General features: G+C 48.9%; 13 protein-coding genes and 1 pseudogene. 13 read left to right on the plus strand and 1 reads right to left on the minus strand.

All coding sequences use genetic code 11. The features are described from left to right. The first annotated feature begins 209 nt into the window (after positions 1–209). Together EB241_RS16120 and EB241_RS16125 are read left to right on the plus strand one after the other, a co-directional pair. The gene (locus tag EB241_RS16120; RefSeq protein WP_124234125.1) at positions 210–1,091 is read left to right on the plus strand and encodes a hypothetical protein; all 882 of its coding nucleotides are present in this window, start codon (positions 210–212) and stop codon (positions 1,089–1,091) included. A gap of 105 nt (positions 1,092–1,196) precedes the next feature. Continuing rightward, the gene (locus EB241_RS16125) at positions 1,197–1,418 is read left to right on the plus strand and encodes a helix-turn-helix transcriptional regulator (RefSeq protein WP_124234126.1); all 222 of its coding nucleotides are present in this window, start codon (positions 1,197–1,199) and stop codon (positions 1,416–1,418) included. A 6-nt stretch (positions 1,419–1,424) separates the two neighbouring features. Here EB241_RS16125 and EB241_RS16130 read toward each other — a convergent pair whose 3' ends face one another. Further along, positions 1,425–1,616 carry a toxin-antitoxin system HicB family antitoxin gene (locus tag EB241_RS16130; RefSeq protein WP_124234127.1) on the minus strand — a complete coding sequence of 64 codons (192 nt, stop codon included), beginning with the start codon at positions 1,614–1,616 and terminating at the stop codon, positions 1,425–1,427. Positions 1,617–1,752: 136 nt separating this feature from the next. On the opposite strand from EB241_RS16130, the gene EB241_RS16135 reads away from it, so the two are divergent. The 11 genes and pseudogenes from EB241_RS16135 (at position 1,753) to EB241_RS16185 (ending at position 10,317) form a co-directional block, all read left to right on the plus strand. Next, a complete protein-coding gene (locus tag EB241_RS16135; protein ID WP_124234128.1) occupies positions 1,753–2,205 on the plus strand; it encodes a host cell division inhibitor Icd-like protein in 453 nt (150 codons plus the stop codon). Between the two features lie 49 nt (positions 2,206–2,254). Beyond that, a complete protein-coding gene (locus EB241_RS16140) occupies positions 2,255–2,605 on the plus strand; it encodes a hypothetical protein (RefSeq protein ID WP_124234129.1) in 351 nt (116 codons plus the stop codon). 5 nt (positions 2,606–2,610) lie between these two features. Further along, entirely contained in the window at positions 2,611–2,919 is a 309-nt protein-coding gene (locus tag EB241_RS16145; RefSeq protein ID WP_124234130.1) for a DUF4222 domain-containing protein, read from the plus strand. Further along, entirely contained in the window at positions 2,916–3,116 is a 201-nt protein-coding gene (locus tag EB241_RS16150) for a hypothetical protein (RefSeq protein ID WP_124234131.1), read from the plus strand. The genes EB241_RS16145 and EB241_RS16150 overlap by 4 nt, the downstream gene beginning before the upstream one ends. Then, complete coding sequence (locus EB241_RS16155) at positions 3,113–4,912, plus strand: DNA primase family protein (protein WP_124234132.1); 1,800 nt, start codon at positions 3,113–3,115, stop codon at positions 4,910–4,912. The genes EB241_RS16150 and EB241_RS16155 overlap by 4 nt, the downstream gene beginning before the upstream one ends. Before the next feature lie 313 nt (positions 4,913–5,225). Beyond that, positions 5,226–5,375: a ProQ/FINO family protein gene (locus tag EB241_RS16160; protein ID WP_124234133.1), complete on the plus strand. Its 150-nt coding sequence runs from the start codon at positions 5,226–5,228 to the stop codon at positions 5,373–5,375. A gap of 633 nt (positions 5,376–6,008) precedes the next feature. Then, on the plus strand, positions 6,009–6,359 hold the full coding sequence (locus tag EB241_RS16165; protein ID WP_124234134.1) for an HGGxSTG domain-containing protein: 351 nt from the start codon (positions 6,009–6,011) through the stop codon (positions 6,357–6,359). Between the two features lie 84 nt (positions 6,360–6,443). Continuing rightward, the gene (locus EB241_RS16170) at positions 6,444–6,746 is read left to right on the plus strand and encodes a hypothetical protein (RefSeq protein ID WP_124234135.1); all 303 of its coding nucleotides are present in this window, start codon (positions 6,444–6,446) and stop codon (positions 6,744–6,746) included. A gap of 574 nt (positions 6,747–7,320) precedes the next feature. Beyond that, positions 7,321–8,166, plus strand: a complete 846-nt coding sequence (locus EB241_RS16175; protein ID WP_124234136.1) for a YPO3983 family protein — start codon at positions 7,321–7,323, stop codon at positions 8,164–8,166. Then, entirely contained in the window at positions 8,156–8,620 is a 465-nt protein-coding gene (locus tag EB241_RS16180) for a DUF943 family protein (protein WP_124234137.1), read from the plus strand. Before EB241_RS16175 ends, EB241_RS16180 begins: the two co-directional genes overlap by 11 nt. Positions 8,621–9,096: 476 nt before the next feature. Next, a pseudogene (locus EB241_RS16185) lies at positions 9,097–10,317 on the plus strand (tyrosine-type recombinase/integrase). The last annotated feature ends 735 nt before the right edge of the window (positions 10,318–11,052 follow it).

Genomic DNA, 11,052 nt, shown 5'->3' on the forward strand with positions numbered 1-11,052 from the left:
CATGGCACTAATGAGGCCAGAGAGTACGGATGTTCATCAGGGCTCATGAAGCCGGATATATGTTTGTGACTACATTGTCAGAAAAGATCTGCCCGTGCTTGCATCGGGGAGGTGTCCATATAAGCTATTCAGCCTGACGGGGCGAAAAGCGGGAAGCCTTACCGCCTGGCTCAATCATATTCATAAGGCGTGGTGTAAAAGGTGACGTGATGAATAAATTATTTAAATTAAAGGAATGGTTGACCCTTGAAGAAACGTCCAGAAGATTAACCACTTCGTTTCAAGAGAGTGTATCCGTTGCCGATTGTTTGCAGCTTGCTTTAGATGGGCATATAAAAATATCAGCATTAATTGAGCGGTCTAAATACGGTATTTTTTGCAAGGAAGAACCCCCCGCAATCATCTCTGGATTTGTTGAATTCTTAAAAAATAGAGATGATATTCCTGATGAAATTCTTCGCGCTGCTGAAGAAAGCGTTAAATCTTTTCCCGCACAAACAAAAATGCATCACTTTGGAAATGTTTTTAGCTTGAAAACAGGTGTTTATGACCTTCCAATGATAGGAGCAGAACGACTTGATATCCTTCATCTTTGCGCGGAAAAACAAGGAAGGGAACCGGCTACATTCATTTGCCTTGAGGGACCTTTTCTAAAGCATAAGGACGGGTTTATAAATATTATTGAACCTTTCAATGATAAAAATATTGAATGGAAGGTTGATTTTGGAGTTAAAAGTGGGTTGTTTGATAAGGAGAAAAATAAATATATCGACGAAAATAATTATTACAAGGCATTTCATCCTGCCGATGGTTTAAGAGATGTTGAATTTATTTTTCGCCGGGAAAATATTGAAGCATTCGAAAATAGCCAGATTGACGATGGTGAAGGAAATAAATCTGTAACCCTGAATGGTTGCCTTGAAATTATAGGAACAATGCTGGACGCATTAAAAAATACGTCTTCAAAAGGTAAACGATGGACTCAGGATGCTCTGAAAAATGAAATGACAGACAAGCGCAGCTCATTAAGTTCAAGGGGTATTGATGATTACTTTTCCTTGTCAAATAAACTATATAAATCAACAGATTAATCTCGCAACGAAAATCCATTTTTCGCTGCGATGACTTTCAATTGTCTGCCGTCAATGATTGCCCCGTTACGAATCACCAACTACCAGCAAGAGGTAACGGGGTATATGAAAAAACAGCATTCCACACAGTCCGCAATCCCAACAACCGGCTACATCCGCCGCTATCGCCTGGCGGCGTTATTGGGAATGAGCCTTTCCACGATTGATCGCAAGGTACGCAACGGCACTCTGCCAAAACCAACAAAGCTGGGCGAAAAAATCACGGTGTTTGATGCTGTCGAGATCAACCACTGGCTGGCAGAACGGCGGGAATCGGGCAATGCGTAAAATAGATCATCCCTTTGGCATAATGCCTTGCCGCCGCAATTCAGCCCGTGCCAATTCTTTCAACCAATTGCCAAGACTAACGCCAGCATTTGCAGCAGCTTTATCCAGCTGTTCCCTTAATTCTGGTGCAATCCTTATTTGGAATGTTGGGGATTTACCGGAGTTAGATTGTTTAATATCGCGTTTAATAGTTGACATGTACGTACCCACAGACTTAAGGTTTAATTACTCAGGTACGTACCCTAGCATACGGGTTCCTGAAAATAAAACGCCCCCGAACAGTATTAGCAGTACCGAACGAGGGCTGACCATAACGTTAGAAGGAGTAACGATCATGGCTGAAATGCAGTCTACCCAAACTCACCCCAAATTTAACTGGTTATTTCTTGCCACGCCGAAAGGCCACACCTGCACACCGATTGTTTTACGCACCCAGGCCAGCACGGAAGAAACGGCGCGGGAAACTTTTCCCGGCTGGGATCTGACCTTTGCCGCCAAAATCCGCACTGACTGCCCGCTGTCGGTCGCATGGAGCGATCCGGATTCAACCACGCTCTGGTCGCTGACAGGCACCGATATTTTTGAATCTTTTAAGACAGCCCCGGCGCGTTCACCCAGGCCCGGAGATCGTTACATTGAACGCGAAAGCGGCATGTTGCTGGTTATCCGTGAGCTGACCGAAGAGCGGGTGATCTTCTCATATGAGCAATACCCGATGGCAAGTCACAGCCACCCGCTAAACGGGTTTATCCGCAATGACGGGCTGGTGGAGGTGCGCCATGTCTGACCCTGCGAAATCAAAACGGCACACAGTGCCATCAGGACAGCTGCCTTTCGTGAAGTTCTCACGAAATAACGTGAATTACTGGAATGTGCCAACCGTTGGTGATTTCGTTGACGGATGCGAGACAGGGGAAGCACTGGCAAAGAGTTACCTCAGATTTCTTCGTGAAGAAAAAACCTGCGGTGGCGGTTATCTCCAACTGATAGCAACGGATATGTTCAGACAGCGCGATAAGCTCAGGATGACCGGAAACGCAGCCGCTGAAGCCGTTGACGGTCAGATAGTGGGCTTTCTTTCCGTACTGGATAAATGGCTTGTGAGGGCCGCAATAGCCAGCAGGACGAAACCGGGCGAACCTTGCGTTAATTCTGTGGCCTGCAACCAGACTGAAACAACGGGGTAAAAATCATGACCAGAAAAATAAATCAGGCACCGCCTGAGGGCCAGACTCAGCCCGAAATCCGCCCCGGCGATAAATGGCAGGACAGAAGCGGCCTGATTGTCACCATTACCGATATTCACGATAACCGGGTGACGTTTATCCGTGACGGATATGAATATCCCTGCACCTGTACGCCGGATCGGCTGCGGCGGGAATTTATTCCACTGGCCACCAGCACGAAAAATCTTTCTGCCTGGCGGGCCAGCAATCACCCGCTGGAGAAAACCAAAAAATTACGGGAATTAATCCTCAACAGTCGCCGGGGGCAGCCATGAAAATTGATTATCAGGATCACGGTGCCATCGCCCGTATCACCCTGCGGGTTTGCCTGACCGAATGGCGACGCCTGGCCGGTGCTGTGGATGCGGCGGCCCTCTCTGCTGACGTGGCCGTTACCCGCTCAGGGGGATTACTGAGAACGGCCACCATAACCGGCAGGACGCCAGCGGTAATGCGGAGCGTTGCGCGATGAAATCGGCACCGAACGTTACGCAACTGCCAAAAGATAAATTCACCGAGGCGGTTATTTTTGCCGGGGCTGATGCACACAGCCACGCCAGCGCGTGGGAGGAGGATTACGGCAAAAAGATAGCCGGAGACACCCTCCCGCCGATTTATCTGGAGCCAAAGCAGCTGGCGGAGCTGGATAACCTCCGCATTATCGACAAAGGCCGCCGCGCTGCCCGCGTCTATCTGGCGGGCGAGATTGAGCCGATCATGATTAACGCCATTGGTGAAAAGCTGGCGCTGGCCGGGGTGCAGGATGCAGCGCTGTACAGGGGAATAACCGACCGGCAGCCGGAGGACTGGCGGGAATATTTAGCCAGGGTGCGTGAGCAGTCCGGACGCGGCGAAAGCCTGGTTGACGATATGCGCAGGGCGACTGGCATCAATAAACCCGTTGAGGGCGATTTATCCCGAATGGCGGCCAGCCAACGCGGAAGATTACTGGCGCAGAGATACGGCAATATCGCCGTACATCCGAAAAGCCAGGCAACATATGTCTGTGACGGATCGGTGTGGCAAAAAGTAGAGGACAACGACCTGCAACGGGAAATGGTCGCGATTTTTAATGAAAACGAGGTGAATTACAGTCCGGTCGGAATCAAAAACGCCATTGACGCCATGAAACTTGAAATTCCTGTTGTCGGGGAAATGCGTAAGGAACTTATCGGGTTCGAAAATGGGGTGTATGACCTGACGACCCGCGAATTTTCACCTCACAGGCCGGAATACTGGCTGATGAACCATAACGGGATTTTCTTTACTGAGCCAGTGCCGGGGGAAAACCTGCGGGATCACGCGCCAGCTTTCAGCCGGTGGCTCAGCCATTCAGCAGGGCGTGACCCTGCGAAAGAAAGCCGCATTCTGGCCGCGCTGTTTATGGTGCTGGCCAATCGCCACGACTGGCAGCTTTTTATTGAGGTGACGGGCGAAGGTGGCAGCGGGAAAAGCGTGTTTACGGCAATATCAGTCATTCTGGCCGGAGAACGCAACACCGCCAGCGGCAGCATGTCTTCCCTGGACTCAGCGCGGGGGCGGGCGCAGTTCGTGGGTAAAAGCCTGATCATCATGCCGGACCAGACCCGCTATGTTGGTGAGGGTGCGGGTATCAAGGCAATCACTGGCGGTGATCCGGTGGAAATTGATGGGAAGTATGAAAAACAATTTACCACCGTGATAAATGCGGTTGTGGTGGCAACCAATAACGAGCCGATGGCCTTCACCGAGCGCAACGGCGGGATTGCCCGTCGCCGGGTGATTTTCCCCTTCAATAACCCTGTAGCGAAGGCTGATAAGGATACTGATTTAATGGCGAAAATCAGTCTGGAAATCCCTGTCATTATTCGTTGCTTGCTGACTGAATTTGCCGATCGGGATAAAGCCCAGGCCCTGCTGACCGTACAACGTGATTCCGAGGAGGCAATGGGGGTAAAGCGCCATACCGATCCGCTTTATGGGTTCTGTGAACATATTGTCGCGCTAGGTGAGGCTGTTGGGATGCTTATGGGAAATCTGAATATCTCGCCACGTGCACCGCGTATTTATCTCTATCACGCCTATCTCGCCTACATGGACGCCCACGGATTCGACAGGCCATTAACCCTCACCCGCTTTGGTGCTGACTTTCCCAAAGTGATGAAGGAATACGGCGCGGAGTACAAGAAGGCCAAAACGAATGCAGGAATGCGTTACAACATGGATTTGGCTGTAAGCGCCAATGAATGGTTACCGGCCGTACCGCGAATGCATCCTGAAAGAGAATAAATCACCTGCCCCCCAGGTAAAGTTTTTGGGGGTAAGTGTTCACCTGTTCACTTTTGTTGTTTTTATTTATTAAACATATTGATTTAAAAGGGAAAAAAATAGTGAACAGTGAGTGATTAACTGTTCACGACGTGTTCACTACTGTTCACCCTGATTGATAATGGTTCTCATAATGGTGAACACTTGTGAATAGCCGTGAACAGTAGTGTTCACGCCTGGAAGCCAGACTGAGCAAGGCTTGCAGCGGAAAATGAACACTGTGAACAGTTTCAGCCCCTAAAACTTTTTACAGGGGGCAGGTGGCCTTAATTGATTGGGCCGTTACGCCAGCAATATCCGCTATATCCGTGCACTGGCCGCTGGTGGAGCGCGTTACAGCCTCTGTGGTAAACCTGAGGGAGAAGTTACCGCAGAACAGCGCCAGCGGGCCGCAGAGGCGCTTAAAGTGATGAATGCCGGGTAAGATATATCTGTGGACGAAACAGCAGTACAGCGGCACTGATACCAGCTCACGGCGGTAACGCGGCAATGATTCATCCGAACCCACCAGCAACGGTAACGATCTGCCTGTTAAGGTGATGCGTAAAGCGGCTAAGCGCTGGTGCCGGGATAATTGGCTGGTACCGGACGGCACAAATGGCGGCAGGAAAGTACGCAAAGCGGTAAGCACTTAAGCCGCTAATTTTTCCGGTGCACATCGGTTGCAAAGACAAGTTAGGCGGGCTACCGAATACAGCTCCCTGCATTGGCAGAAATTGGGGCAAAATTAAGGCACCAATTCGCATTTTTGCCCCAAAATTGCGAATTCTACCCCTGCCAAATCGTTGTAAGCCGCGCTGTGACTGACCCCGACCATTTTCCAACTGCGCATAAAACTGCGCAAATTCGCAATTTAATGATTATTGATTGCGGAAATTGTTTTCTGTGCTTCGTGCGAAAAAAGCAGAGAGTATGAAGTCTGCCATGCCATTGCCAACCCGCATTATTACTCCATGAACAGATCCGGAATGATCCGCATTTTAAATATGAATGACCTGAATTGCGCAATGCTGCCCCTACCCCATGAGATATACAAAAATGTTAAGGTTTTTTGACGATGAACAACAAAGAAAAGGTTCGCCTGCTGATGTTGCACAGAGAGGTGGGCAGACGTAACTATGAGGCTTTCGGCCAATACCACCTGCGCCGGGAGAGTGACGAAAGAGAAAGTTATTTCGCCCGGTTCCGCTTGGGTAAGCGTGTGCGTTACATCCGACCGGAAGAGCCGGAATATGAGCCTTATCCCGATATACGTGGGCTGACGTGTGGTGCCAGAACCCGTAAGGGTACGCCGTGTAAAAACAGAGAACTCAGCCTGAATGGGCGCTGTAAGTTCCACGGCGGCAAAAGTACCGGCGCAAAAACGAAAGCGGGAAGGAAGCGCCAGCGTGAAGGCCATCAGGCATGACTGGAGAAAAAGCGGTCCAGTAAAGCAGGCAGGAAACGCACCAGAACCTACACCCGCGACGTTATCCATATCGGGCGCGTGACATTGTCTGAAATCAGCGCCAACCAGCCTCAGGGCAGGCTACGACCAGTAAGCGGAATCGGGCTACAGATAGCACCAGGCAATAAGCTGGTAGTGACGCTGCCAGAGGGGCAGACAAAAGTTGTGCAGCTCTCTGCTACCAGTCCCGGATATGGCGGCGTTCGCTGGTGGTACGTTTGCCCCTCCTGCCAGACACGGCGCACGACCCTTTATTTAAATGACAATGCGCTGGTGTGCCGCCAGTGTGCCGGGATTCACTATGCCAGCCAGAGCACGGGGAAAATTCGTGTTACTGACAGGTCATAATACGAGGGGCCAGTCTGACGAAAGCGCAGGAAATTAATTCCCCTGGCAGCAGGGGCAACTCCATCAGGAAATCTCATGCTGTGGTGTCTGCTGAACGCCTGCGGGCCGGGGTGGGGAAAAACTTCAACAGCACACTACCTGTGGACCGCCCGTCCCGGTTTCCGTGCTGATCCGCAAAATGAAAAGTTTTTTCCTGGGGAGGGGAAGATCGGATTTCTACAGCTCAACGTTCCCCGGCTTGGCCGCCCCGTCGAATTTTTATACCCGCCAAATTAGAAATCTAATTCCGATAATAATCATAATTTGAAGCTGTGACAGGAACGGCGACCGGGTGTGGCCTAAAGCCTGGCGCACATACAGAACCGACTGAGTGGCACTAAAAACTGGAGATACCACAACATAGCCAGGGGTTCAGGTATGAGTCTTTTAGATATCTCCCTTCTTCAAAAACCTGGCGAAATTCTTAATTCCCTCCCCCAACCTGATACCGGACATTTACAGACAGTTTAAGCAGGGTATGATTTGTCACTTTGTAAACAACTTCATGGACCAATACACACAAGGACGCGATTTCATGTCAGCTTTGCAATTCCCCTGTACTATTTTCAAAACTCAGAAATGGATGGATGACTACGGTGCCAGTGATATGCGCTGCGGCGATCTGACCGAAGCACAGCTAAAATCCCAATACCGACTGGATTACATTTCTGACCGGGTTGATCCCTGGACGCTTACCCGGCGTTCCTCAATGGATCGTCCCCAGTCCATGTTCTGCTGTAATCTGCGCGGCCAGGGTGAAAAGATTACCCGCCAGCAGTGTGCCGCAATGCTGTTTGATGAATTCCGCTCGTTATCCCGTAAATTTTCTCTTTACGGGCCATACAGTCACCTGATCGAAAAGATGATCACTCACATGCAGAACGGCAACGGTACACCTTTCAGTAATATCTCGCTGGACAGGGCATTGAAAGAGCAGATTCTTAATGACAGGACAGAAAATAGTACACGTTCATTATTGAAAGAAGCCTTTAAAGACAATATAGATTGGATGAGTAATATTTATCCTGATAATGAAAGAGAAGCATTTAAAAAATATATTCTCAGAGGAAAATTACCAAAATTCGACAGATTCCAGGATAACTTTAATGGCATGGGTATCACCGTTCATGACACCTGGGCAACGCATATCACTATCAAATCACTGCTCATTGATAATAATCGTTATCGGGCAGTAGTGCATTACAAGATACAGGATCACTTTGGTCTGGATAGTGATGATATTATGAAAACAAAATTCAATCAGTTTCATTTCTTCCGTATCTGGTTTGTGCTCCAACGCTACAATCAGTTTGGCTTCAAGCCATTCATGACCAATATGGAAGCCACTGTAGAGATTACCGGGGGGCGCGATGAAATTTAGAAATAAAAAAGTGCTCGGCGCGTCATTACTGATTGGCTGTGCCCTGCTGGGTTACTTACTCTGTTTGTCGTTGCGTCCAGTTGAAATTGTCGCAGTCCATGAGGACGGGAATTTTAGTGATGTTTTGGTGAGCCATTTCCCGCTTACTGATCAAGGAAAAATTAACTGGTGGCTGAAAAATAATGAGTTATTAAAACAGCATTATGATATTCCGAAACCAACATCTAACGGTAATTATACAGTAAGTTTTTGGTTGTTTGGTGAAGGTTATAAAAAGGAGGGGAAATATGACAGACTCTGTTTTAATGATATGAATCCTCCGATAAATTGCATAGAAAAGGATAGAGTATTTTGGGTCAGTTACAGCAAGAACAGGGGAACTATATTTACAGTAAATGATGGTCAATACCGTATTAATAATGAAGGAAAAATAATAAAGAACAACTCTGATTAATCAGACCTCTCGGCAGCGAGTTTCAAAAACTTTTCTCCCTGCCCTGTTTTACAGTCGTAGCGGATTAGCACCGGGGGATTTGGTTAAAGTAGCCTTGGTGCATGAATAGCATCCTGATCTTCGATAACACAATGAACTTCGAAGGGTCGCAATGTGCTTTTCCGTGTACACAAGGGTGTACACGAAAGAAAAACGCATTATGACAGCGTCATATACCACAAGGCTTACACACCAACACTCAACAAACAGATTCAATATCGAGTAATCTTGAATACCGTCGCACTCAATAGCAGAAAACCACCACAGCCCGCTAATTGCGGGCTTTTTGATTTTCATGCTGTCGCATATGATTGCATAACATCGTGGGTAAAGGGTGCACCCAAAGGTGTACCCAAACGTATTTACGCGCTCCAGTTTGGGTACACCCCCTATTCAATATACAGGTGGCACGATGGCAAAGCTGACAAAGGGCATGGATTAAGGCAGGAGAACGGTTTGAGGGGCGCTCAGACGGTAACGGGCTTTACCTTCGTTACCGTGCAGAGGATAAAGTCCCTGTATGGCGCTTCCGGTATAAGTTTTCAGGTAAAAAGCGCGTGATGCAGATCGGTTCCTACGGTGAGCTTTCGTTAGCTAAAGCCCGTGAGACAGCTAAAGAGCTTTCCTCACGTGTTGCCCTGGGCTTTGACGTGGCCGGGGAGAAGCAGGAGCGCAAAGCCGATGCGCTGGAGAAAATGGAACAGGAAAAAAACGCGCTCCGTGTCGCTGAATTAGCTGCGGAGTATTTCGAGCGCCAGATTATGGGACGGTGGAAACACCCGGATATTCTGCGCCGCCGCATCGACAAGGACATAAACCCCAACATAGGCCACCTCAAGGTAGAAGACGTTCGCCCCCGTCATATCGACGATATGTTGCAGAAGATCGTCTCTCGTGGGGCGCCCACTGTCGCCAATGATGTACTGCGCTGGACTCGCCGTATATTCGACTACGGCATTAAACGTCATATGCTGGAGATTAATCCCACCGGCGCTTTTGAGGTTGCCGATGCTGGCGGGAAGGAGAAAAGCCGGGCGCGATGGTTAATGCGAGAGGAACTTATCCAGTTCTTCCAGGCTATGCGTATGGCTAAAGGGTTTAGCCGTGAGAACGAACTCACCATGAAGCTGATACTCTGCCTGTGTTGCCGCAAAATGGAGCTGTGCGGCGCTCCGTGGGCTGAATTCGACTTAGACGGCGCAATATGGCACCTGCCAACGGAACGCGCCAAGAACGGCGATGCTATTGATATTCCGCTACCACCACCAGCGGTTGAATGGCTCAGAGAATTACACAGCTTTTCCGGCAACAGTAAATGGGTACTCCCTGCCCGGAAAATGCAGCACCGCATGATCCCCCATATCCAGGAAAGCACCCTGCCGGTAGCGCTGGCAAAGGTACGACGTGAAATGCCAGGCGTACCCAATTTCACTATCCACGACTTCCGGCGCACTGGCCGCTCCCATTTAACAGCGCTGGGGGTTGATCCTATTGTTACCTAACGCTGCCTGAATCACCGTATCAAGGGCGTGGAAGGTATCTATAACCGCCATCCGTATTTCGATGAACGCCGGGCAGGGATGTCGCTGTGGGCTGATCTGTTGGCGCTGGAACGTGGGGAAGATTACAACGTGGTATCAATAGCAAAAAGGAAATGAGACTCTACGCGCGCATATGTGAGCTTTATTTTACCGGTTTCATATGTTTCACTGAATGATATTTATAAATAAATCATACTATTAAGTGAAACAGGTTTTTGAAGATCGGTTTCATTACCATCATCCCCCTGCCCGGCATCAAAAGAACGAATTACGAGATAGGTGAGATTTCCCTTCTGGCTGGTGGTCGGAAATGAAAACTATGCAAATCTGAAAAAATTCGCAAAATGGGTAACTGATTGATTTCTTCGAAAACCTCAATTTGAGGGAATCGGATAACTACCTGATTAAATTTAATTTCCTACAGAGAAGTAATTCTGGAGGATGGTCAAATACCCGATCACTAACCCGCTACCAGGGCACGTCCAGGAACATCCTCAAATCCGCGTAGCAGAAAAACGCAGCATCACGAAGGTTTTCTGACAGTCTCTACGCGAGAAAAAGGAAAGCTTTAGCCTGTATTTATTGTTTCCAGCCCTGAAGTTTCCAGCGGAATCACACTCCTGGCCTGATGCGGCTGAAGGTTTGTCTTACCTCACGATGCGAAGTTCGCACAGAAAATGCAGGCACTGGAGTGTCAGAGACTGTGATTTAAAGCCGTTATCCTCCCCACCCGGAATCTGCAAAAAATTACGTGCAGAGAAGGTGCCGCGTTTACACTCCGGCCCTCCAGCGCGTATCATTCCCTGTAAAGACGCAACGGACCATTACACAAGGAATGTTTCACAATGGCCG

It is taken from the genome of Erwinia psidii, from assembly GCF_003846135.1.
GTDB lineage: Bacteria > Pseudomonadota > Gammaproteobacteria > Enterobacterales > Enterobacteriaceae > Erwinia > Erwinia psidii.

Bases quoted from the DNA above. Each gene is read 5' to 3' on its own strand.
- EB241_RS16120 (WP_124234125.1), top strand. From the start codon at position 210: ATGAATAAATTATTTAAATTAAAGGAATGGTTGACCCTTGAAGAAACG.
- EB241_RS16125 (WP_124234126.1), top strand. From the start codon at position 1,197: ATGAAAAAACAGCATTCCACACAGTCCGCAATCCCAACAACCGGCTAC.
- EB241_RS16130 (WP_124234127.1), bottom strand. From the start codon at position 1,616: ATGTCAACTATTAAACGCGATATTAAACAATCTAACTCCGGTAAATCC.
- EB241_RS16135 (WP_124234128.1), top strand. From the start codon at position 1,753: ATGGCTGAAATGCAGTCTACCCAAACTCACCCCAAATTTAACTGGTTA.
- EB241_RS16145 (WP_124234130.1), top strand. From the start codon at position 2,611: ATGACCAGAAAAATAAATCAGGCACCGCCTGAGGGCCAGACTCAGCCC.
- EB241_RS16150 (WP_124234131.1), top strand. From the start codon at position 2,916: ATGAAAATTGATTATCAGGATCACGGTGCCATCGCCCGTATCACCCTG.
- EB241_RS16155 (WP_124234132.1), top strand. From the start codon at position 3,113: ATGAAATCGGCACCGAACGTTACGCAACTGCCAAAAGATAAATTCACC.
- EB241_RS16165 (WP_124234134.1), top strand. From the start codon at position 6,009: ATGAACAACAAAGAAAAGGTTCGCCTGCTGATGTTGCACAGAGAGGTG.
- EB241_RS16175 (WP_124234136.1), top strand. From the start codon at position 7,321: ATGTCAGCTTTGCAATTCCCCTGTACTATTTTCAAAACTCAGAAATGG.
- EB241_RS16180 (WP_124234137.1), top strand. From the start codon at position 8,156: ATGAAATTTAGAAATAAAAAAGTGCTCGGCGCGTCATTACTGATTGGC.